Source organism: Streptomyces sp. WI03-4A, assembly GCF_033792105.1.
Classification (GTDB): domain Bacteria; phylum Actinomycetota; class Actinomycetes; order Streptomycetales; family Streptomycetaceae; genus Streptomyces; species Streptomyces collinus_A.
Genome location: NZ_JARAUO010000021.1, coordinates 27,000 through 49,444 on the forward strand (window position 1 = coordinate 27,000; position 22,445 = coordinate 49,444).

A 22,445-nucleotide genomic window follows, 5' to 3' on the forward strand; every position below is an offset into this window, starting at 1 on the left:
CTTCGCGGACACCGGGCCGGCCGTGGCGTAAATGGGGCCCCGCCCGGCCGTTGCCCCGGGCCGTCCCGCCGCTTAGCTTCGGCACATGGGACGGCTCGGAAGTCGACGGCTCAGAAGCCGACGGCTCGCAGGCCCCTGGCGGGGGGCGAGGCTCCTGGCGCTCGGACCGGCACTGTCCGCGACGCTGTTGACGGCCGGCTGCGGCGGCCACGCGGCGCACGGCTCGGTCCCGGCCATGTCCTCGCCGTCGTCCGACGCCGAGCTGTCCGCCCCCTCGCCGTCGTCCGACGCCGAGCTGTGCGCCGAGATCGTCGCCCGCTGGTCACGGAAGGTGCTCGACAGCGGCACCTACGGGGACTACCAGTCGATGGGACTGTCCAACGGCCAGTACGAGATCCTGCGGGCCGTCGTGGACGCGGCGCGAGCGGCCGAGCGGCGCCAAGGGGTGGACGCGGCCGACGAGTTGATCGACCGGCAGGCGCGTACGGCGTGCGCCGACCGGTACCGGCACGGCGTTCCGAGCGGAGGGCCCTGGCGATGAGTGGCACGGGACCCCTGGAGCCCGGCGAGGGCACGCGCGCGTGGGACGCGGTGGAGTGGGAGGCCGCCGGACGACGGCGCCCACCGCTCGCGGCCCTGTACGCCCGCCACCGTCGCGCCGCCCTCGCCGCCGCGGCGGCGGTGATCGCCGTCGCGGGCGGCGGCTACCTCTACGCGACGCGCCCGCCGCACCCGCCGCCGCCCCAAGTTCCTTACCCGGCACAGACGATGACGCTCTCTTACCTGCGGGGCGGGACCGCCGGGGCCGGGGAGCAGGGCCGCGGATTCCGCTTCGACGTGCTGCTGACCGTGGACGCCGGACCGCCCATCACCGTCAGCCGGGTGGGCCAGCCCTACGCCGGACTCCGGCTGACGACCGAGCCGCGCACCCCGTTCCGGACAAAGGCGGGCTCTCCCCGCAAGATCACCATAACCATGGATGTGACGGAATGCGGAAAAGTACCGAAGGACGCCGGACTGCCTTTCCTTGAAGTAACTCTGCGTAATACGCGCGCAATACAGAATCAGAGTTTCATCCTCGGCCCGCGGTACGCGCAGCACCTCTCCAAGGGCCTGAAAGTCGCCTGCAGCAACAGCCTCAGGTAATCACCAAAACCGCTGAGACACCTGAACGGATCACGGACCGTCCTGCGGGTTCTCAGCATGCGGACGGGGCGAATCGGCTTGAATTCCGGCGTTCTCCCCACGGCGTACCGCTCTGCATTACCTCGTGTCATAACAAGAGCGTCACAGCATCGGTCAGACCCTCCTTACGTTCCCCACACGCGCCTAGAGTCACGGCCAGTCACCGCGCCGCTGGATTCCCTCTTCGGCCTGGCGCAGCGGCTCGACCGCCTCCACGGGGAAGCGGCCGTTCTGGGGAAAGGACTGATCGTGCGTCAACGTTCGCTCATCGCCATCACCGCCGCCCTGGCGGCGGGAGCGCTCACCCTCACCGCCTGCGGCTCGCGCGACAGCGGCGACAAGGGCTCGGACTCCGGCAACGGTGGCACCACCGTCGTCATCGGCGTCGACGCCCCGCTGACCGGCGACCTGTCCGCGCTCGGCCTGGGTATCAGGAACTCCGTTGACCTGGCGACCAAGCAGGCCAACAAGAAGAACTACGTCAAGGGCGTCACCTTCAAGATCGAGGCGAAGGACGACCAGGCGCAGCCCTCCTCCGGCCAGACGAACGCCACCGGCTTCGTCGGCGAGAAGGACGTTCTCGGCGTCGTCGGCCCGCTGAACTCCTCCGTGGCCCAGTCGATGCAGAAGGTCTTCGACGACGCCAAGCTGGTCGAGGTCTCCCCGGCGAACACCAGCCCGGACCTGACCCAGGGCCCGGACTGGCGGAAGTCGAAGACGCGCCAGTACAAGTCGTACTTCCGTACCGCGACCACGGACGCCATCCAGGGCCCGTTCGCCGCCCAGTACGTCTTCAACAAGGCCAAGAAGACCAAGGCCTTCGTCATCGACGACAAGAAGACCTACGGCGCCGGCCTGGCCGGGACGTTCACCGACGAGTTCAAGAAGCTCGGCGGCAAGATCGTCGGCACCGAGCACATCAACCCCGACACCAAGGACTTCTCCGCGGTCGCCACCAAGGTGAAGAACTCCGGTGCGCAGGTCGTCTACTACGGTGGCGAGTACCCGCAGGCCGGTCCGCTGAGCAAGCAGATCAAGGCCGCCGGCGCCAAGATCCCGCTGGTCGGCGGCGACGGCATCTACGCCGACGACTTCATCAAGCTGGCCGGCGCCTCCGGCACCGGTGACCTGGCGACCTCGGTCGGCGCGCCGGTGGAGACGCTCGACTCCGCCAAGGAGTTCGTCGACAACTACAAGGCGGGGGGCTACAAGGAGGCGTACGCGGCGTACGGCGGCTACTCCTACGACTCGGCGTGGTCGATCATCGAGGCCGTGAAGAAGGTCGTCGACGACAACGGCGGCAAGCTGCCGTCCGACGCCCGCGCGAAGGTGACCGCCGCGATGCAGAGCGTCTCCTTCGACGGTGTGACCGGCAAGGTCTCCTTCGACGAGTACGGTGACGCGACCAACAAGCAGCTGACCGTGTACTCCGTCACGGGCGGTGCGTGGAAGGCCGTGGAGTCCGGCACCTACAACGGCAGCTGACCCACACACACCCGCACCACCTGAGCCGCGCGGGGCGCTGTTCCACTGGCGCCCCGCGCGGACTCGCATCCGGCTTCATCCGTCGAACTTTCCGAACGTCTCGGAGGACATGCGGTGCACGAACTGCCGCAGCAGCTGGTCAACGGCCTGCTACTAGGATCCATGTACGGGCTGGTCGCCATCGGCTACACGATGGTCTATGGCATTGTCCAGCTCATCAACTTCGCCCACGGCGAGATATTCATGACCGGCGCGTTCGGCGCGCTCACGGTCTACGCGTACATCCTTCCCGACGGCACCTCCATGTGGGTGGCCCTGCCGCTGATGCTCGTCGGGGCCGTCCTCGTCGCCGTGACGGTCGCCGTCGGGGCGGAACGGTTCGCCTACCGCCCGCTGCGCACCGCCCCGCGCCTCGCGCCGCTCATCACCGCCATCGGCCTCTCGCTGGCCCTGCAGCAGGCGGTGTGGGCCTGGTACCCGGGCGCCAAGTCCGCCCGTACCTTCCCGAGCATCCCGGGCGGCCCCTTCGAGATCGGCAATGTCACCATCCAGACCGGTGATGTCTTCCTGGTCGCCGCGGCACCGATCAGCATGGCGATCCTCGCCTACTTCGTGATGCGGACCCGCACCGGCCGCGGCATGCAGGCCACCGCGCAGGACCCGGACACCGCGAAGCTGATGGGCGTCAACACCGACCGCATCATCGTGATCGCGTTCGCCCTGGGTGCCGCCTTCGCCGCCGTCGGTTCGGTGGCCTACGGCCTGAAGTATGGTCAGATCGACTTCCGCATGGGCTTCATCCTCGGTCTGAAGGCGTTCACCGCGGCCGTCCTCGGCGGTATCGGCAACATCTACGGCGCCATGCTCGGCGGCCTCGTCCTCGGTGTCGCCGAGGCCCTCTCCACCGCCTACATCGCGGACATCCCCGGCATGGACAAGTTCGGCAGCCAGTCCTGGGCAGACGTCTGGGCGTTCGTACTCCTCATCCTCGTTCTGCTGTTCAGGCCACAGGGCCTGCTCGGCGAGCGCGTCGCGGACAGGGCGTGACACCGATGACCACACAGACCACCGCATCCGAGACCCCGGAGACCCCGGAGACCGCGAGCGCTCCCGCGGCCGCGCGGACCGGCCTCATCGGCCTGCCCACCGCGTTCGGCCGGGCCCTCGCCACCGGCGGCGGCGCCCTGACGATCGTCTCCACCTTCCTCGCCTGGACCTGGACCTCCGAGTTCCCCGGCGACCTCACCGTCTACGGCTACCCGGGCGGCCTGCAGGTCCTCGTCCTGATCGGCGGCGTCCTCACCACCCTGTTCGGCCTCGCCTCCTACGGCGTCAAGGGCCTCGGCTGGCTCACCCCCGGCAGCGCCGACAGCGCCGTGAAGACGGCCGCGCTCGGCACCTTCGCCACCGCCTGGTACACCGTCATCGCCATCAGCACGAAGCTCGGCGGTGCGGTGAACCTGGAGCCCGGCGGCTACGTCGTCGCCGTCGCCACGCTGGCCGCCCTGATCGGGGCCCTGGCCCTGCCGTTCGAGCGGCCGGCCCCGGACCCGATCGACCCCGACGACTCCTCCTGGGAGAAGTTCCGGCACGCCCGCCGCCAGGACTGGAGCACCTTCAAGTCGGCCTTCGCCGCCGAGGCCCCGGCCCCGGCCCGGAAGCTGCCCGCGTACGCCGAGATCCTCGTCATCGTCGCGGCCATGGCGCTCGGCCTGCTGGTCTTCACCTACGGCATCGGCACCGAGTACGACGAGCTGTTCATCGGCTTCCTGATCACCGCCGGTTTCGGCTTCGGCGCGCTCGCCAAGGCCGGGCTCGTGGCCCGGGTCTCGGCGATCACCGCGCGGCACCGCAACATCACCATGACCGGCGCCTTCCTCGCCGCGGCCGCCTTCCCCTTCACCCAGTCCGACGACCAGTACGCGACGATCGGCGTCTACATCCTGATCTTCGCCACCGTCGCGCTCGGCCTGAACATCGTCGTCGGCCTCGCCGGCCTGCTCGACCTCGGTTACGTCGCCTTCCTCGGTGTCGGCGCCTACACCGCGGCCCTGGTCTCCGGCTCGACGTCCTCGCCGCTGCACGTCAACATGCCGTTCTGGGCCTCGGCGCTGTGCGGTGCCGCCGTCGCCATGGTGTTCGGCGTCCTGATCGGCGCCCCGACCCTGCGGCTGCGCGGCGACTACCTCGCCATCGTGACGCTCGGCTTCGGTGAGATCTTCCGTATCACCGTCCTCAACATGGACGGCACCTCGGGCCCGGACGTCACCAACGGCTCCAACGGCATCTCCTCGATCCCGAACCTGAACATCCTCGGCTTCGACTTCGGCCAGGAGCACCAGCTGTTCGGCGCCACCGTCGGCCGGTTCGCGAACTACTTCCTGCTGATGCTGCTCATCACGCTCATCGTCGTGGTGGTGTTCCGGCGCAGCAGCGACTCCCGCATCGGCCGCGCCTGGATCGCCATCCGCGAGGACGAGACGGCGGCGCTCGCCATGGGCATCAACGGCTTCCGGGTCAAGCTCATCGCCTTCGCCCTGGGCGCCTGCATGGCCGGCCTCGCCGGTTCCGTCCAGGCCCACGTCACCTACACGGTGACCCCGGAGCAGTACCAGTTCGCCCACGTGGTGCCGCCCAACTCGGCGTTCCTGCTGGCCGCGGTGGTGCTCGGCGGCATGGGCACCATCTCCGGCCCGCTGGTCGGCGCCTCGCTGCTGTACCTGATCCCGGCCAAGCTCCAGTTCCTGGGCGACTACCAGCTGTTCGCCTTCGGTGTCGCGCTCGTCCTGCTGATGCGCTTCCGCCCCGAGGGCCTCATCCCCAACCGGCGCCGCCAGCTCGAATTCCACGAAGAGACCGAAGCGCCCGCCGTCCTCAGCAAGGCAGGGGCCTGAACACCATGACCACCGACACCACCACCCAGGACGCCGCACCCGGCGCGTCCGCCCCCGGCGAGGTCGTGCTCGACGCCCGCGGCGTCACGATGCGCTTCGGCGGCCTGACCGCCGTGCGGGGCGTCGACCTCACCGTCAACAGCGGCGAGATCGTCGGTCTGATCGGCCCCAACGGCGCCGGCAAGACCACCTTCTTCAACTGCCTGACGGGTCTGTACGTGCCCACCGAGGGCGAGGTCCGCTACAAGGGCGAGGTCCTGCCGCCGAAGTCCTTCAAGGTCACCGCGGCCGGCATCGCCCGCACCTTCCAGAACATCCGGCTGTTCGCCAACATGACGGTCCTGGAGAACGTGCTCGTCGGCCGGCACACCCGCACCAAGGAGGGCCTGTGGTCCGCGCTGCTGCGCGGTCCGGGCTTCCACCGCGCGGAGAAGGCCTCCCGCGAGCGGGCCATGGAGCTGCTGGCGTTCGTGGGTCTGGAGAAGAAGGCCGAGCACCTGGCCCGCAACCTCCCCTACGGCGAGCAGCGCAAGCTGGAGATCGCCCGCGCGCTGGCCAGCGAGCCCGGTCTGCTGCTCCTCGACGAGCCGACGGCCGGCATGAACCCGCAGGAGACCCGGGCCACCGAGGAACTGGTCTTCGCCATCCGGGACATGGGCATCGCCGTCCTCGTCATCGAGCACGACATGCGCTTCATCATGAACCTGTGCGACCGGGTGGCCGTGCTCGTGCAGGGCGAGAAGCTGATCGAGGGCGACAGCGCGACCGTCCAGGGCGACGAGCGGGTCGTCGCCGCCTACCTCGGCGAGCCCTTCGAGGAGGCTCCCGGCGACGAGGAGGCCGCCGAGGTCGAGGCGGCCGAGGCGCAGGCCGGGGCCGCGGCGGACACCGACACCACGACGGACGCCGACACCACGACGGACGCCGCGCCCGGCAAGGAGAACGACCGATGACCGCACTGCTCGAAGTAGAGGACCTGCGGGTCGCCTACGGCAAGATCGAGGCCGTCAAAGGCATCTCCTTCAAGGTCGAGGCCGGCCAGGTGGTCACCCTCATCGGCACCAACGGCGCCGGCAAGACGACCACCCTGCGCACGCTCTCCGGTCTGCTCAAGCCGGTCGGCGGCCAGATCCGGTTCAACGGCAGGTCGCTGAAGAAGATCCCCGCGCACCAGGTGGTGTCGCTGGGGCTCGCCCACTCCCCCGAGGGGCGGCACATCTTCCCGCGCATGACCATCGAGGACAACCTGCGCCTCGGCGCGTTCCTGCGCAGCGACAAGCCGGGCATCGAGAAGGACATCCAGCGCGCCTACGACCTCTTCCCCATCCTCGGGGAGCGCAGGAAGCAGGCCGCCGGCACCCTCTCCGGCGGTGAGCAGCAGATGCTGGCGATGGGCCGGGCGCTGATGTCCCAGCCCAAGCTGCTGATGCTGGACGAGCCCTCGATGGGGCTGTCGCCGATCATGATGCAGAAGATCATGGCGACCATCGCCGAGCTGAAGTCGCAGGGCACGACGATCCTGCTGGTCGAGCAGAACGCCCAGGCCGCGCTCTCGCTCGCCGACCAGGGCCATGTCATGGAGGTCGGCAACATCGTCCTCTCCGGCACCGGCCGCGACCTGCTGCACGACGAGTCCGTGCGCAAGGCCTACCTCGGCGAGGACTGACCTCCGCCGGACCGGCCGGGACCACGACGAGGCCCGCGCCCCCTTCTCCGGGGCGCGGGCCTCGTCGTGCCGGTGGCGGGCGGCCGGGGGCGGTCAGCCCTTGGCGGCCTTCTTCTCCTCGCTGTCCGCGATGACCGCCTCGGCGACCTGCTGCATCGACATACGGCGGTCCATGGAGGTCTTCTGGATCCAGCGGAAGGCGGCCGGCTCGGTCAGGCCGTACTCGGTCTGCAGCACCGACTTCGCGCGGTCGACCAGCTTGCGGGTCTCCAGCCGCTGGGTGAGGTCGGCGACCTCCTGCTCCAGCTGCTTCAGCTCGGTGAAGCGGGAGACGGCCATCTCGATGGCCGGCACGACGTCGCTCTTGCTGAACGGCTTCACCAGGTAGGCCATGGCGCCGGCGTCCCGGGCGCGCTCGACGAGGTCGCGCTGCGAGAAGGCGGTGAGCATCAGGACAGGCGCGATGGACTCCTCGGCGATCTTCTCCGCCGCCGAGATGCCGTCGAGCTTGGGCATCTTCACGTCGAGGATCACCAGGTCGGGGCGGTGCTCACGGGCCAGCTCCACGGCCTGCTCGCCGTCCCCGGCCTCGCCGACGACGGTGTAGCCCTCCTCCTCGAGCATCTCTTTGAGGTCGAGCCGGATCAGGGCCTCGTCCTCGGCGATGACGACTCGGGTCGTCAGCGGAGGCACGTGCGACTTGTCGTCGTCGGGCGCGTCTACGGGCTGGGGCGACTCGGCGGTCACGGGGGCTCCTCGTTCAGGGCAGGTGCACTGCTGACAAGAGCCTACCTAGCTACGGTATGGTGGACGCGCGGAGGGTCGGGGGAAACCTTTGATTCTGCGAGCCCCGGTAGCCCAATTGGCAGCAGGCAACGGATTCAAAACCCGTACAGTGTCGGTTCGAGTCCGACCCGGGGCACTTTTCCTTCGCTTCCAAGGTCAGCATATCGGCGGGCCCCTCTCGGACGAGGGGCCCTTCGCGTGTTCACCGAGGGCTGTCGTCCTCGCCGATGTGGTGCACCCGGACCATGTTGGTCGCGCCGGAGACACCGGGCGGGGAGCCCGCCGTGATGACCACGACGTCACCCTTCTGGCAGCGGCCGTACTTCATCAGCAGTTCGTCCACCTGGTCGACCATGGCGTCCGTGGAGCCGACCGGCGGGCCGAGGAAGGTCTCCGCACCCCAGGTCAGACTGAGCTGGGAACGGGTGGCCTGCTCCGGCGTGAAGGCCAGCAGCGGGATCGGCGAGCGGTAGCGGGACAGCCGGCGGGCGGTGTCTCCCGACTGGGTGAAGGCGACCAGGAACCGGGCGCCGAGGAAGTCGCCCATCTCGGCTGCGGCCCGGGCGACCGCGCCGCCCTGGGTGCGCGGCTTGTTCCGCTCGGTCAGCGGCGGCAGGCCCTTGGCGAGGATATCCTCCTCGGCCGCCTCGATGATCTTCGCCATGGTCCGCACCGTCTCGATCGGGTGCTTGCCGACGCTGGTCTCGCCGGAGAGCATCACCGCGTCCGTGCCGTCGATGACCGCGTTGGCGACGTCCGAGGCCTCGGCGCGGGTCGGGCGGGCGTTGTCGATCATCGAGTCGAGCATCTGGGTGGCCACGATGACCGGCTTGGCGTTGCGCCGGGCCAGCTTGACGGCGCGCTTCTGCACGATCGGGACCTGCTCCAGCGGCATCTCCACGCCGAGGTCGCCGCGGGCGACCATGATCCCGTCGAAGGCGGCCACGATGTCGTCGATGTTCTCGACGGCCTGCGGCTTCTCCACCTTGGCGACGACCGGGAGCCGGCGGCCCTCCTCCGCCATGATGCGGTGCACGTCGTCGGCGTCCCTGCCGCTGCGCACGAAGGAGAGGGCGACGACGTCGAAGCCGGTGCGCAGTGCCCAGCGCAGGTCGTCCTCGTCCTTCTTGGAGAGGGCGGGCACGGAGACGGCCACGCCGGGGAGGTTGAGGCCCTTGTGATCGGAGATCACCCCGCCCTCGACCACCCGGGTGCGGACGCGCGGTCCGTCGACCGCGGTGACCTCCAGGCAGACCTTGCCGTCGTCCACGAGGACCCGCTCACCGGGGGTGACGTCACCGGCGAGGCCCGCGTAGGTGGTGCCGCAGCGGTGGCGGTCGCCCTCGACGCCCTCCTCCACGGTGATGGTGAAGGAGTCGCCGCGTTCAAGGAGTACCGGGCCCTCGGCGAAGCGGCCCAGCCGGATCTTCGGACCTTGAAGGTCGGCGAGGATTCCGACGCTGCGGCCGGTTTCGTCGGCCGCCTTCCGCACCCGCCGGTAACGCTCCTCGTGCTCGGCGTGCGTGCCGTGGCTGAGGTTGAATCGGGCGACGTCCATTCCGGCCTCGACCAGTGCCTTGATCTGGTCGTACGTGTCGGTGGCGGGGCCCAGAGTACAAACGATCTTTGCTCGGCGCATGTTTCGAGCCTAGGGCTTACCGGCCGGTAGAGAATCCGGGCTACGTGACCACTCAACAACCGTTGGGTAAAGGGTTATTGACAAGTGTTGAATTGTGCGATGGCCCGCTCCTATGAGCGAATTCGGCGGGCACGTTCGGCGGATGATCCCCTGGGTGATCCAGTGGGCGAATCGATGAGCGAATCGGTGGGCGAATCGGTGAGCGATTTCGCGTCCGTTCCAGTGGGTGATGTCCGGCCGGTTCAGAGCCGCGGGGGCCGCATCGTGAAGCGCGCGGTGATCCGGGCGGCGACGCGCAGCCGCTGCGGTTCGAGGTCCAGCGGTCCGGTGGGCTCGTCCGCGGCCGCCCGGGCGAACCGGCGGGTCCCGCCTTCGAAGGAGGCGCGGGCCGGGTGGTCGCCCTCGGCGCCGCTGTCGTCCAGCTCGATCAGCGCGTCGACCGAGGTGCCCAGGGCCTCGGCGTACTCACGGGCCCGCCGCAACGCCTCGGCGACCGCCCGCCGCCGGGCCTCGGCGTGCACCGGCGAGCCGGGGCGCAGGGACCACCAGGGTCCGTCGACCCGGGTCAGCTCCAAGTCGGCCAGCCGGGTGATGAGTTCCGCGAGCGCGGTGAAGTCGGTCAGCTCGGCGCCGAGGTGCACCTGGCCGTGGTAGCCGCGCACCCGTTCGCCCCGGCCGTGCTCGGAGAGTTCGGGGGCGACGGTGAAGGCGCCGGTGGACACGTGGTCCACCGCCCGCCCGTAGGACTTGACCAGGTCGAGGGCGGTGGCGTTGCGGCGGGTGAGGTCGTCGAGCGTGGCACGGCGGTCGCGGCCCCGCGCGCCGACCGTGACGCCGATCCGGGCGACCTCGGGCTCCACCTCGAACTCCGCCTCGCCGCGCACCACGAGCAGCGGGGCGTCGGGGGTGCCGTACGGGCCGGCCGGCGGTGAGGTCATACGTCCCACTCTGTCACGCGCTTCCCGCTTCGCAGGCCGGAGTTCACGCAATCGGTCACCAGATCGAAACCTTCCGGACCTGTTGCGGTCCGTCATGACCGGGTCAGAATCTACGCGCGTCATTGACCATCCCCGGAGGAGACCGAAAGATGCCCTTGAACCGCCGGAAGTTCCTGAAGAAGTCCGCCGTCACCGGGGCGGGAGTGGCGATCGCCGGTGCGGCGGCGGCTCCGGCGGCCGAGGCGGCGGAGGCGAAGGGTCCCGCCCAGCACGTGAAGCGTCACTCGCTCACCGTCATGGGCACCACCGACCTGCACGGCCACGTCTTCAACTGGGACTACTTCAAGGACGCGGAGTACTCCGACAAGGCCGGCAACGCCATGGGCCTGGCCCGGATCTCGACCCTGGTCGAGCAGGTCCGCAAGGAGAAGGGCCGCTGCAACACCCTGCTGCTGGACGCCGGCGACACCATCCAGGGCACCCCGCTGACGTACTACTACGCCAAGGTCGACCCGATCACCGCCAAGGGCGGCCCGGTGCACCCGATGGCGCAGGCGATGAACGCGATCGGGTACGACGCCGCGGCGCTCGGCAACCACGAGTTCAACTACGGCATCGAGACCCTGCGCAAGTTCGAGGACCAGCTCGACTTCCCGCTGCTCGGCGCCAACGCGGTGGACGCCAAGACGCTGAAGCCGGCCTTCCCGCCCTACTACGTCAAGACGTTCCACGTGCCGGGCGCCAAGCCGGTCAAGGTCGGCGTCCTCGGTCTGACCAACCCGGGTATCGCGATCTGGGACAAGGCCTACGTCCAGGGCAAGCTGAAGTTCGAGGGCCTGGAGGAGCAGGCAGCGAAGTGGGTGCCGAGGCTGAAGGCGCTCGGCGCGGACGTCGTCGTGGTCTCCGCCCACTCGGGCACCTCGGGCACCTCGTCGTACGGCGACCAGGTGCCGTACGTGGAGAACGCGGCCGTCAACGTGGCCAAGCAGGTGCCCGGCATCGACGCGATCCTGGTCGGCCACGCCCACCTGGAGATCCCGGAGCTGAAGGTCACCAACGACCACACCGGGAAGACGGTCGTGCTGTCGGAGCCGCTGTGCTACGCCGAACGGCTGACCCTCTTCGACATCGAGCTGGTGTTCAGCAAGGGCCGCTGGACGGTGGAGTCGGTCTCCGCCTCGCTGCGCGACTCGAAGACCGTCGCCGACGACCCGAAGATCACCAAGCTGCTGAAGGACGAGCACGCGAAGGTCGTCGCGTACGTCAACCAGGTGGTGGGCCGGGCCACCGACACCCTGACCACGATCGACGCCCGCTACAAGGACGCCCCGATCATCGACCTGATCACCAAGGTCCAGGAGGACGTGGTCAAGGCGGCCCTGGCGGGCACCGAATACGCCGCGCTGCCGGTGGTCGCGCAGGCCTCGCCGTTCTCCCGCACCTCGGAGATCCCGGCCGGCGACGTGACCATCCGCGACCTGTCCGGCCTCTACGTGTACGACAACACGCTGGTCGCCAAGCTGATGACGGGCGCCCAGCTGCGAGCGTACCTGGAGTACTCGGCGGAGTACTACGTCCAGACGGCCGCCGGCACCGCCGTCGACGTCGAGAAGCTGACGAACGCCGGCGGCCGCCCGGACTACAACTACGACTACGTCTCGGGCTTCGCGTACGACATCGACGTCGCCCAGGCGGCCGGTTCGCGGATCAAGAACCTCACCTACAACGGTGCCGCCCTCGACGACGCCCAGCAGTTCGTCCTCGCGGTCAACAACTACCGCGCGAACGGCGGCGGCGCGTTCCCGTACGTCGCCACGGCCAAGGAGCTGTGGTCGGAGTCGACGGAGATCCGCACCCGGATCGCGGAGTGGGTCACCGCCAAGGGCGTCCTGGACCCGAAGGACTTCGCCTCCGTGGACTGGAAGCTGACGCGCGACGGCACGCCGGTGTTCTAGGAGTACGCGGACGAGTGACCGACGGCGCCGGTGAGGTCTTCCCACCGGCGCCGTCGGCGTGTCCGCCGCGGCTGCCGGAGCTCAGTCGGCGAGCGGGGTCAGCCGCTTGCCCTCACGGGCCGTCGGCACCCGCGAGCCGGGCTCGTCGAGCCCGAACGTGGTGAACGCCGTCCTGGCCGGCAGCGGGTACGGCTCCTTGCCGGTGAGGGAGTTGAGGATGGAGGCGCTGCGCCAGGCGGCGAGGCCGAGGTCGGGGGCGCCGACGCCGTGGGTGTGCAGCTCGGCGTTCTGCGCGTAGAGCGATCCGGTCACCGAGGGGTCGAGGACGAACCGGAACTCCTCGTCGATGCGCGGCCGTTCGCTGCTGTCCCGGCGCAGGTAGGGGTCGAGCCCGGCGAGGATGTGGTCGAGCGGGCGCTCACGGTAGCCGGTGGCGAGGACGACCGCGTCGGTGGCCAGCCGGGAGCGGCTGCCCTGCTGGACGTGTTCCAGGTGCAGTTCGACCCGGGTGGCGGCGATGCGGCCCGCGGTGCGGACGCGGACGCCGGGGGTGAGGACGGCGTCCGGCCAGCCGCCGTCCAGGGTGCGCCGGTACAGCTCGTCGTGGATGGCGGCGAGGGTACCGGCGTCGACGCCCTTGTGCAGCTGCCACTGGGCGGCGACCAGCCGGTCGCGCACGGGCTCGGCGAGCGCGTGGAAGTAGCGGGTGTGGTCGGGTGTGAAGTGTTCCAGGCCGAGCTTGGAGTACTCCATCGGCGCGAACGCCTCGGTCCGGCCGATCCAGTGCAGCCTCTCGCGGCCGGCGGGGCGGTGGCGCAGCAGGTCGAGGAAGATCTCGGCGCCCGACTGTCCGGAACCGACGACGGTGACGTGTCCGGCGGCGAGGAGCGCGGCGCGGTGGTCGAGGTAGTCGGCGGCGTGGACGACCGGGACGCCGGGCGCCTCGACCAGGGGCTTGAGCGGGTCGGGCACGTAGGGGACGGTGCCGACGCCGAGGACGATGTTGCGGGTGTAGGTGCGGCCCAGCGCCTCGGCCTCGCCGTCGGCGTCGAGCTGGGTGAAGTCGACCTCGAAGACGTCGCGTTCCGGGTTCCAGCGGACGGCGTCGACCTGGTGGCCGAAGCGCAGTCCGGGCAGGTGCCGCGAGACCCAGCGGCAGTAGTCGTCGTACTCGGCGCGCTGCATGTGGAACCGCTCGCCGAAGTAGAAGGGGAAGAGCCGCTCGCGGGTTCTGAGGTAGTTGAGGAAGCTCCAGGGGCTGGTGGGGTCGGCGAGGGTGACCAGGTCGGCGAGAAAGGGCACCTGGACGGTGGCGCCCTCGATGAGGAGGCCGGGGTGCCACGCGAAGCCGGGGCGCTGTTCGTAGAAGACGGCGTCGAGTTCGGCGAGCGGGTGGGCGAGCGCGGCGAGGGAGAGGTTGCAGGGACCGATGCCGATGCCGACCATGTCGCGGGGGGACTCGGGCTCGTGGCGTGGGGGCGTGGTCATGCGGGGGTTGTTCCTTCCACGAGTTTCAGTAGCTGGGCCAGTTCGTCCGGCCGGGTGTGGGGGTTGAGGAGGGTGGCCTTGAGCCAGAGGCGGCCGTCGAGGCGGGCCCGGCCGAGGACGGCCCGGCCCTCGTGCAGCAGCCTGCGGCGCACGGCGGCCACGGCGTCGTCCTCCGCGGCCGCGGGCCGGAAGAGAACGGTGCTGATGACGGGCCGGTCGTACAGTTCGAAGCCGGGGTGGGCGCGGACGAGGTCCGCGAACTCCTCGGCGTGCGCGCAGACCTGGTCGACGAGGGCGCCCAGGCCGCGGCGGCCCAGGGTCTTCAGGGTGACGGCGGTCTTGAGGACGTCCGGGCGGCGGGTGGTGCGCAGGGAGCGGCCGAGCAGGTCGGGGAGGCCGGCCTCGGTGTCGTCGTCGGCGTTCAGGTAGTCGGCGCGCTGGTGGAGGACGGCCAGTTCGCCCGGCCGGGCCACGGCCAGGAGGCCGGCGGCGGCCGGCTGCCAGCCGAGCTTGTGCAGGTCGAGGGTGACGGTGTGGGCGGCGTCGAGTCCGGCGAGCTTGCCCCGGTGGCGGTCGCTGAAGGCGAGGCCCGCGCCGTAGGCGGCGTCGATGTGCAGGCGGGCGCCGTGGGCGGCGCACAGGCGGGCGATCTCGGGCAGCGGGTCGATGAGCCCGGCGTCGGTGGTGCCGGCGGTGGCGGCGACCAGCTTGGGGCCGGGGAGGGTGGTGAGGGCGGCGTCGAGGGCGGCCGGGTCGAGGGTGCCGCCCGGGGCGGGGACGACGACCGGGTCGGGCAGGCCGAGCAGCCAGGCGGCGCGCGGCAGGGAGTGGTGGGCGTTGGCCCCGCAGACCAGTCGGACGCTGCCGCCGTGGGCCTCGCGGGCGAGCAGCAGGGCGAGCTGGTTGGACTCGGTGCCGCCGGTGGTGACCAGGGCGTCGGCGAGGCCGACGTGGTGGGCGAGGGCGTGGGTGACCCGGGCCTCCAGCGCGGAGGCGGCCGGTGCCTGGTCCCAGGAGTCCAGGGAGGGGTTGAGGGTGCTGGCGGCGAGGTCGGCGGCGGTGGCGACGGCGAGCGGCGGGCAGTGCAGGTGGGCCGCGCACAGCGGGTCCGCGGGGTCGGCGGCGCCCTCGGCCAGGGCGTGCACGAGGGCGCGCAGGGCGTCGGGGTCGCCGTCGTCCGGCAGGGCGTCCCCGAGGGCGTCGGCGACCCGCGCGGCGACGGCGTCGGGGCCTCCGGCCGGCAGCGGCCCGCCGCGGGCCCGGGCGCCGGCGGCGAGGGCGTCGAGGACGGTGTCCAGGAGGGGGCGCAGGGCCTCGGGGCCGTCGGGTCCTGAGGCGAGGGGCGGCATGCTCATGGGCTCTCCTCGGGGGCGCGGGGGCGGTGGCTGGGCCGGGGTCCCGGCGCGCGGGTGGCGGGGGTCCTCCGCGGGATGCGTGGGGGCTGCGGTACGGCGGTGCGGTCCGGGGAGTTCCAGCTTGTACCGGAAGGTGGCCGGGCGTCCGGAAAGTTCAACGATCGGCACCCGGAAGTGGGTACTGCCGTACGGGGAAAACGCGTTGGAACGTGGGAACGGGCACGGGGCTGCGACTACCGTCGGTCGGATGACTGACGGGTGGACGATCGACGTGCCCGGTGAGCGGGTGACGGTGCGTGAACCGGGTCCCGCGGACGAGGGGCCGCTGCTGACCCTGTTCGAGGAGTGCGAGGACTGGTTCCTGGCGGCCACGGGGCTGCCGTCGGGGCCGGGTGACGTGCAGAGCCTGTTCTACGCGCTGCCGGAGGGCGCTCGCCCCGAGGACAAGGTGCTGCTGGTGCTGGAGCGGGACGGAGCGGTCGCGGGCCTGGTGGACGCCGTCCGGAATCATCCGGAGCCGGGCGCGGTGGCGGTGGGCCTGTTCCTGCTGGCGCCCTGGGCGCGGGGCCGTGGCCTGGGCCGTGCGCTGGCCGAGTCCCTGCTGGCCCGTGCCGGGGAGGTGCCCCTGGTGACGGCGACGGTCCCGGCCGGCTGGCGCTGCGGCGAGCGCTTCCTGCGACACCTCGGCTTCACCCTGCACGCCCCCTCCCCCGCCCCTCCCGAGGCCGCCAACCGCCGACTTGGCCCGGGGGAAGGGTGCGTCCGGCGGGCGGAGTTGCGCCTGCGGGACGGGTGAGCGGGAGCCCCGGCCGGGGCGACGCCGGGCGACTCGGTGAAAGCCAGGGCCGGCCCGAGCGAGGCCGGGCGACCCGCCCGCGGCCCGGCCCGGAGCCGATCCGCCGGGAGGCGCTCCGCCCCGCAGTCGACGCGCCCGGAGCCGATCCGCCGGGGCCGGGTCCACCCGCACCCGCCCCGCCCGGTGGAGTGTCCGGACGGGCGGGGCCGGCGGCGGCCGGGGCTGGGTTCGCTTGCGGTCCGGGGCGGGGTCGGCTACTCCCCTCGTACGCGCAGGGCGCGGGACAGGTCGTCCAGTTCGTCGACGAGCTTGCGGCGCAGGGCGACGTTCAGGTCGGCCTCGCGCAGGCAGGCCTCGCCGAGGGCGAGGTTCTCGGCGTCGACGGCGTGGTGCGGGAAGGCCCAGCGGCCGGCCGCCGCCGCGATGGCGGGGCCGCGCCGTGCGGCGACCGCGACCGCGTCCTCGTAGTAGCGCGGGATGTACTCCCGGACCAGGTCGGCCTGCTCGGGCTGCCAGAAGCCGCGTGCGGTGGCCGTGAACAGGTAGTTGGAGAGGCTGTCGCCGCCGAACATGGCCTCCCAGGCGGCGCGCTTGGCCTCGGGGTCGGGCAGGGCGGCGCGGCAGGTGGCGGCGCCCTCCTGGCCGGCGGCGGACGGGTCGCGGTCCAGCTCGGCGGCGATGGCGGTCTCGTCGACGGCGCCGAGCACGGCGAGCCGGCCGAGGATGCGCCAGCGCAGCTCGGGGTCGAGCTCGGGTCCGCCGGGCACGGTGCCGTCGGCGAGCCAGGCGGCGATGGTGTCGGGGTGTGCGGCGACGTCGATGAAGTGCCGTACGGCGAGCAGGCGCAGGCCGGGGTTGTCGCCGTCCTCGGTGCGGCGCAGCAGGTCGCGGCAGAGGGAGCCGAGGGTGGCGAGGGCCGCGGGGCGGTCCTCGGGCTTCAGGTAGCGGTCGGCGACGTGGGCGGAGGCGAAGGCGAGGACGCCCTGCACGAGGGCCAGGTCGGTCTCCAGCGGGAGGTGGGCGCGGGCCGTCTCCAGGTAGCCGGCGGGCCCGAGTTCGCCGTCGCGGACGGCGTCCCGGAGAGCGTTCCAGACCACCGCGCGGGTGAGCGGGTCGGGCAGCCCGGACAGGCCCGTGCGGAGCGTCTCGAACGACTCGGCGTCGAAGCGGATCTTGGCGTAGGTCAGGTCGCCGTCGTTGAGGACGAGCAGCGCGGGCCGCTTGCCGATGGGCTGCGGGGCGGTCTGCGGGACGTCGAGGCCGATGCGCTCGCGCAGGGTGAGGCCGCCCTCGTCGGTGAGGTCGCGGTCGTACAGGCCGGCGGTGACGCGGTGCGGGCGGCTGCCGGCGCGGTCGACGGTCAGGACGCAGGTGCCCTCGACGGACTCGATCACCGGGGTGAGGGTGTCGACGCCGGTGGTGCGCAGCCAGGCCTCGGCCCAGGCGTGCACGTCGCGCTCGGTGGCGGCGGCGAGGGAGTCGATGAAGTCGGCGAGGGTGGCGTTGGCGAAGCGGTGCCGCTTGAAGTGGATGTTGATGCCGGCGAGGAAGTCCTTCTCGCCGAGCCAGGCCACGAGCTGGCGCAGCGCGGAGGCGCCCTTGGCGTAGGAGATGCCGTCGAAGTTGAGCAGGGCGGAGGCGGAGTCGTGGACCTGGTCCGGGGCGACCGGGTGGGTGGACGGGCGCTGGTCGGCGTCGTAGCCCCAGGACTTGCGGGCGACCCCGAAGTCGATCCAGGTGTCGGTGAAGCGGGTGGCCTCGGCGGTGGTCTGGTAGCCCATGTACTCGGCGAAGGACTCGTTCAGCCAGATGTCGTCCCACCACCGGAGGGTGACGAGGTCGCCGAACCACATGTGGGCCATCTCGTGCGCGATGACCATGGCGCGGGTCTGCCGCTCGGTGTCGGTGACGGCGGAGCGGAAGACGAACTCGTCGCGGAAGGTGACCAGGCCGGGGTTCTCCATGGCGCCGGCGTTGAACTCGGGGACGAACGCCTGGTCGTAGGAGTCGAAGGGGTAGGGCTCCTCGAACTTCTCGTGGTAGCGGTCGAAGCACGCGCGCGTGACCTCGAAGAGTTCGTCGGTGTCGGCGTCGAGGTGGGCCGCGAGGGAGCGGCGGCAGTGCAGGCCGAAGGGCAGGCCGCGGTGCTCGGTGCGCACGGAGTGCCAGGGGCCGGCGGCGACGGCGACGAGGTAGGTGGAGATCAGCGGGGTCGGGGCGGCCCGCCAGCGGCCCTCGCCGAGGTGCTCGGTGATGCCGTTGGCGAGGACGGTCCATCCCTCGGGCGCGGTGACGGTGAGTTCGAAGACGGCCTTCAGGTCGGGCTGGTCGAAGGCCGGGAAGACGCGCTGGACGTCGTCCAGGAACATCTGGGTGTAGACGTACGTCTCGCCGTCGGTGGGGTCGGTGAAGCGGTGCATGCCCTCACCGGTGTGGGAGTAGGGCATGGCCGTGTCGATACGCAGTTCGTGCTCACCGGCGGCGAGGCCGCGCAGGGGCAGCCGGTCCTCGTGCAGCGACTCGGGGTCGAGGGGCTGTCCGTCGAGCGTGACGCCGCGCAGCTCGGTCGGCTTCAGCTCGACGAACGTGTCCCCGGCGGTCCGCGCGGTGAACCTGATCACGGTGCGGGAGTCGAAGGTCTCGTCCCCGGTGGTCAGGTCGAGCTCGACCGTGTAGCGGTGGACGTCGAGGAACTGTGCTCGGAGCTGCGCTTCGTCGCGCGTGATGACGGACATGCAGCCATGCTGCCTGATGGAACTGACAGCGCACAGGGCTGGATCGGTACACGCCTTTTGTCCTGATCCCGCCCCACGGCCCGCCCCACGGCCCGCCCCTCGGTCCGCCCCGCGGTCCGCCCTGCCGGATCAGCCGGTGACGCCGGGCTGCCCGTTGGCGGTGTCCTCGGCGATGGACTCGTGGTGCCGGATCACCTCGGCGATGATGAAGTTGAGGAACTTCTCGGCGAACGCCGGGTCGAGCTTGGCGCTCTCGGCGAGGCGGCGCAGCCGCTCGATCTGGCGCGACTCGCGGGCCGGGTCGGCGGGGGGCAGCTGGTGCACCGCCTTGAGCCGGCCGACCTGCTGGGTGCACTTGAAGCGCTCGGCGAGCATGTGGACGACGGCCGCGTCGATGTTGTCGATGCTGTCGCGCAGTCGTTCGAGTTCCTGGCGGACCGCGGGGTCGACGTCACCGGTTCCGGTGTTGCTGATGGTCATGGGCGCCCACCCTAAGGGGCCGGACGGCTCACGATCACCGGCGGTCAGCATGCGGTCAGCACGTGGTCAGCGGACGCGTCGCGCCCGGCGGGAATCCGCCGCCGCCCGCTTAGAGTGGAAGGGAGTTCCGGGCGTCTCTGGGGGTCGGACGTGGCGAACGGTGGACCGGTCGAGCACGGCTACCCGCACCTGGAGACGGTGCGGGCCGCCATCACCGCGCTGTACAGGCGGTTGTCGTACGACACCGTCCAGGCGTTCTCGGCCAGCGTGTCCCCCGCCGACGTGGCGTTCTGCGACACGGACGACCTGCACCTGGGGGCGCAGCGCGTGGCCCGCGAGATCGTCCGGCACTTCCGGCTGCCGGAAGCCCGCCTGATCGTCGGCTTCCGGGAGATGACGCACGCGGCCGATGTCGAACTGGCGGCGGGGCCGGAGTACTTCGTCGAGCTGAACGACCGCTTCCGGACCCACCGCAGGGACATCGGCGCCGCGCTGGCCCACGAGGTCACGCACGTCTATCTGCACCGCCTCGACCTCGCGTTCCCCACCACGGCGGAGAACGAGATCCTGACGGACACGGTGGCGACCTATCTGGGTGCGGGCTGGCTGCTGCTGGACGCCTACCGCGAGGACGGGGTGTCGTCCCAGAAGCTCGGCTACCTCACGCCGGAGGAGTTCGGCTACGTGCTGGCGAAGCGGTCCCTGTTCTTCGGCGAGGACCCGTCCGTGTGGTTCACCAGTGCGCAGGCCTACACGGCCTACGCCCGGGGTCTGGACCGGGCCCGGCAGGACGGGCGGCAGCCGCCGCTGACCGCCGCCGGCTGGGCGGGCCGCAGGCGCTACGCCCACGACCGCCGCCATGTCTCCGGGGTGCCGCCGACGGCGCCCTACGCCTTCACGCCCGACCCGGCCGGCCGGCTTCGCGTCTCCTTCCCCTGCCCGACCTGCCACCAGCGCATCAGGGTGCCGGTCCGGGGCCGGGTCCGGGCGAGGTGCGCGCTGTGCCGGACGGTGCTGGAGTGCGACACCTAGGGCCTGCCGTCCGGATGGGGCCGTACTCGCGGGCCGCCCTGGCCGCGCCCTGATCCGGCCTGCCCCGCCCCGACCCGCCCGGGCCCCCCTGCCGCCCCGGCCCGCCCTGATCCCGCCTGGTCCCGCCTGGTCCCGCCTGGTCCCGCCTGGTCCGGACGAAGGACCCCGGGCCGCGTCGCGCCGCGAGCCGGGGCGTGCGTCTCGCGGGCCTCAGTCCCGGGCGCCGTACACCGCGCCCGGCGGTTCGGCCCGCGCCAGCAGCTTCCGCGCGGTGTCGCCCGCCTCGGCCGGGGTCCGGCGCGCTCCCGTGTCGGCCGAGGGGCCCGGGCGCCAGCCCTCCATCACGGTGATCCGGCCGCCCTCCGCCTCGAAGACACGGCCGGTCACCCCGGCGCTCGCGGCGGAGCCGAGCCAGACGACCAGCGGGGAGACGTTCTCGGGGGCCATGGCGTCGAAGCCGGTGGCTGGTGTGGCCATGGCCGCGGCGAAGACGCGTTCCGTCATACGGGTGCGGGCGGCCGGGGCGACGGCGTTGACCTGGACGCCGTAGCGGGCGAGTTCGGCCGCCGCGACGAGGGTCAGGCCGACGATCCCTGCCTTGGCGGCGCTGTAGTTGCCCTGCCCGACCGAGCCCAGCAGGCCCGCTCCGCTGCTGGTGTTGACGATCCGGGCCACCGGCGGGCGGCCGGCCCGGGCCTCGGCCCGCCAGTGCGCGGCGGCGTGCCTGAGGGGCAGGAAGTGCCCCTTGAGGTGCACGCGGAGCACGGCGTCCCAGTCGTCCTCGTCGAGGTTGACGAGCATGCGGTCGCGCAGGAAGCCCGCGTTGTTGACGAGGGTGTCGAGCCGGCCGTACGTCTCGACGGCGGTCCTGATCAGGGAGGCGGCCCCCTCGGCCGTCGCGACGTCCCCGCCGTGCGCGACCGCCTCGCCGCCCGCCTTCCGGATCTCCGCGGCCACGGCCGCCGCCGGGCTGTCGGGGCCGGGTGTCCCGTCCGGTCCGACGCCGAGGTCGTTGACGACGACCCGGGCGCCCTCGGCGGCGAAGGCGAGGGCGTGTGCCCGGCCCAGCCCCCGTCCGGCGCCGGTGACGACGACGACGCGTCCCGCGCAGGTTCCGCTCATCGGGTGTCTCCTTCGCTGTGGTGTCCGGTGCCGGCCCCGGCTGCGTCGAGGAAGGCGGGCCGCTCGCCGCCCCCGTGCACCAGCAGGCTCGCCCCGCTGATGTAGGCGGCGGCGCCGGAGGCCAGGAAGACGGCGGCCTCGGCCACGTCGGCGGGGGTGGCGAGCCGGCCGAGCGGGACGGTGCGGGAGACGGCGGCGACGCCGTCCGGGCCGCCGTAGTGCGGGGCGGCCGCCTCGGTGCGGACCATCCCGACGACCAGCGTGTTGACCCGGACCTCGGGCGCCCACTCCACGGCCATGGAGGCGGCCAGGTTCTCCAGTCCCGCCTTGGCCGCGCCGTAGGCCGCCGAGCCGGGCGAGGGGCGGCCGCCGCTGACGCTGCCGACCATCACGACGCAGCCCCGGGTGCGCCGGAGCTGTTCGTGGGCGGCGAGGGAGGCGGTGAGCGGGGTGAGGAGGTTCAGCTCGATGACCCGGGCGTGCCGTTCGGCGTCGGCGTCCGTCAGCAGTCGGTACGGGGTGCCGCCCGCGTTGTTGACCAGCACGTCGAGCCGGGGCAGGGCGGCGAAGAACGCGCGGACGGCGGGCGGGTCGCGCAGGTCGAGGGCAGCGAACTCGACCCCGTCCAGCGCCTGTTCGGGTGGGCGCCGGGCGCAGGCCAGCACCCGGGCGCCGGTCGCGGCGAAGGCCCGGGCGATGCCCGCGCCCACCCCCCGGGTGCCGCCGGTGACCACGACGACGCGTCCGTCCCGCTTGTCGTCCCTAGGCTCCGGCGGGGGGTGTCCGGAGTTTTCCACAGGCCCTCCCGCTCGTCTGCGGCGACTGCTAGCTTCGAAGCCTCACACCTAACAAATGTTTGGTGGAAAGGCGTTGAGTGCGAAGGTAGCTG

Annotated in this window: 19 protein-coding genes and 1 tRNA gene; 11 read left to right on the plus strand and 9 right to left on the minus strand. The window is 71.7% G+C overall.

The genetic code is table 11. The features are described 5' to 3' along the window. Positions 1 to 85: 85 nt before the first annotated feature. The 7 genes from PV343_RS21510 (at position 86) to PV343_RS21540 (ending at position 7,230) form a co-directional block, all read left to right on the plus strand. On the plus strand, positions 86 to 541 hold the full coding sequence (locus PV343_RS21510; protein ID WP_387954016.1) for a hypothetical protein: 456 nt from the start codon (positions 86 to 88) through the stop codon (positions 539 to 541). Then, entirely contained in the window at positions 538 to 1,146 is a 609-nt protein-coding gene (locus PV343_RS21515) for a Tat pathway signal sequence domain protein (protein ID WP_319148585.1), read from the plus strand. The genes PV343_RS21510 and PV343_RS21515 overlap by 4 nt, the downstream gene beginning before the upstream one ends. A gap of 288 nt (positions 1,147 to 1,434) precedes the next feature. Continuing rightward, on the plus strand, positions 1,435 to 2,670 hold the full coding sequence (locus tag PV343_RS21520) for a branched-chain amino acid ABC transporter substrate-binding protein (protein WP_319148586.1): 1,236 nt from the start codon (positions 1,435 to 1,437) through the stop codon (positions 2,668 to 2,670). 114 nt (positions 2,671 to 2,784) lie between these two features. After that, positions 2,785 to 3,717 carry a branched-chain amino acid ABC transporter permease gene (locus PV343_RS21525; RefSeq protein ID WP_319148587.1) on the plus strand — a complete coding sequence of 311 codons (933 nt, stop codon included), beginning with the start codon at positions 2,785 to 2,787 and terminating at the stop codon, positions 3,715 to 3,717. Between the two features lie 5 nt (positions 3,718 to 3,722). Further along, entirely contained in the window at positions 3,723 to 5,564 is a 1,842-nt protein-coding gene (locus PV343_RS21530) for a branched-chain amino acid ABC transporter permease (RefSeq protein WP_319148588.1), read from the plus strand. A 5-nt stretch (positions 5,565 to 5,569) separates the two neighbouring features. Then, entirely contained in the window at positions 5,570 to 6,517 is a 948-nt protein-coding gene (locus tag PV343_RS21535; protein ID WP_319148589.1) for an ABC transporter ATP-binding protein, read from the plus strand. Next, complete coding sequence (locus PV343_RS21540; protein WP_133922194.1) at positions 6,514 to 7,230, plus strand: ABC transporter ATP-binding protein; 717 nt, start codon at positions 6,514 to 6,516, stop codon at positions 7,228 to 7,230. Before PV343_RS21535 ends, PV343_RS21540 begins: the two co-directional genes overlap by 4 nt. 93 nt (positions 7,231 to 7,323) lie before the next feature. On the opposite strand, the gene PV343_RS21545 is transcribed toward PV343_RS21540, so the two are convergent. Beyond that, on the minus strand, positions 7,324 to 7,977 hold the full coding sequence (locus PV343_RS21545) for an ANTAR domain-containing response regulator (protein WP_133922193.1): 654 nt from the start codon (positions 7,975 to 7,977) through the stop codon (positions 7,324 to 7,326). Between the two features lie 100 nt (positions 7,978 to 8,077). On the opposite strand from PV343_RS21545, the gene PV343_RS21550 reads away from it, so the two are divergent. Further along, positions 8,078 to 8,152: transfer RNA gene (locus tag PV343_RS21550), tRNA-Leu, on the plus strand. A gap of 66 nt (positions 8,153 to 8,218) precedes the next feature. Here PV343_RS21550 and pyk read toward each other — a convergent pair. Continuing rightward, positions 8,219 to 9,655: a pyruvate kinase gene (pyk, locus tag PV343_RS21555; protein ID WP_319148590.1), complete on the minus strand. Its 1,437-nt coding sequence runs from the start codon at positions 9,653 to 9,655 to the stop codon at positions 8,219 to 8,221. Positions 9,656 to 9,897: 242 nt separating this feature from the next. After that, positions 9,898 to 10,593 carry an SIMPL domain-containing protein gene (locus PV343_RS21560; protein WP_319148591.1) on the minus strand — a complete coding sequence of 232 codons (696 nt, stop codon included), beginning with the start codon at positions 10,591 to 10,593 and terminating at the stop codon, positions 9,898 to 9,900. Between the two features lie 149 nt (positions 10,594 to 10,742). Between PV343_RS21560 and PV343_RS21565 the strand changes: the two genes are divergently transcribed. Further along, on the plus strand, positions 10,743 to 12,548 hold the full coding sequence (locus PV343_RS21565; RefSeq protein ID WP_319148592.1) for a bifunctional metallophosphatase/5'-nucleotidase: 1,806 nt from the start codon (positions 10,743 to 10,745) through the stop codon (positions 12,546 to 12,548). Positions 12,549 to 12,629: 81 nt separating this feature from the next. On the opposite strand, the gene PV343_RS21570 is transcribed toward PV343_RS21565, so the two are convergent. Both PV343_RS21570 and PV343_RS21575 read right to left on the minus strand, forming a co-directional pair. Next, entirely contained in the window at positions 12,630 to 14,036 is a 1,407-nt protein-coding gene (locus tag PV343_RS21570; protein ID WP_319148593.1) for a lysine N(6)-hydroxylase/L-ornithine N(5)-oxygenase family protein, read from the minus strand. Then, on the minus strand, positions 14,033 to 15,391 hold the full coding sequence (locus PV343_RS21575) for a pyridoxal phosphate-dependent decarboxylase family protein (protein WP_319148595.1): 1,359 nt from the start codon (positions 15,389 to 15,391) through the stop codon (positions 14,033 to 14,035). Before PV343_RS21575 ends, PV343_RS21570 begins: the two co-directional genes overlap by 4 nt. A gap of 247 nt (positions 15,392 to 15,638) precedes the next feature. Between PV343_RS21575 and PV343_RS21580 the strand changes: the two genes are divergently transcribed. Continuing rightward, on the plus strand, positions 15,639 to 16,187 hold the full coding sequence (locus tag PV343_RS21580; protein ID WP_319148596.1) for a GNAT family N-acetyltransferase: 549 nt from the start codon (positions 15,639 to 15,641) through the stop codon (positions 16,185 to 16,187). 254 nt (positions 16,188 to 16,441) lie between these two features. Here PV343_RS21580 and pepN read toward each other — a convergent pair whose 3' ends face one another. Both pepN and PV343_RS21590 read right to left on the minus strand, forming a co-directional pair. Continuing rightward, positions 16,442 to 18,922 (minus strand): aminopeptidase N, encoded by a 2,481-nt coding sequence (gene pepN, locus PV343_RS21585; RefSeq protein WP_319148597.1) that lies wholly within the window; start codon positions 18,920 to 18,922, stop codon positions 16,442 to 16,444. 129 nt (positions 18,923 to 19,051) lie between these two features. After that, entirely contained in the window at positions 19,052 to 19,402 is a 351-nt protein-coding gene (locus PV343_RS21590) for a chorismate mutase (protein WP_319148598.1), read from the minus strand. A gap of 150 nt (positions 19,403 to 19,552) precedes the next feature. On the opposite strand from PV343_RS21590, the gene PV343_RS21595 reads away from it, so the two are divergent. Beyond that, positions 19,553 to 20,434, plus strand: a complete 882-nt coding sequence (locus tag PV343_RS21595) for a hypothetical protein (RefSeq protein ID WP_319148599.1) — start codon at positions 19,553 to 19,555, stop codon at positions 20,432 to 20,434. Between the two features lie 210 nt (positions 20,435 to 20,644). Here PV343_RS21595 and PV343_RS21600 read toward each other — a convergent pair whose 3' ends face one another. Both PV343_RS21600 and PV343_RS21605 read right to left on the minus strand, forming a co-directional pair. Next, positions 20,645 to 21,556, minus strand: coding sequence for an SDR family oxidoreductase (locus PV343_RS21600; protein ID WP_319148600.1), 912 nt, complete (start codon positions 21,554 to 21,556; stop codon positions 20,645 to 20,647). Beyond that, positions 21,553 to 22,353 carry an SDR family oxidoreductase gene (locus PV343_RS21605; RefSeq protein WP_319148601.1) on the minus strand — a complete coding sequence of 267 codons (801 nt, stop codon included), beginning with the start codon at positions 22,351 to 22,353 and terminating at the stop codon, positions 21,553 to 21,555. Before PV343_RS21605 ends, PV343_RS21600 begins: the two co-directional genes overlap by 4 nt. Positions 22,354 to 22,445: the final 92 nt, after the last annotated feature.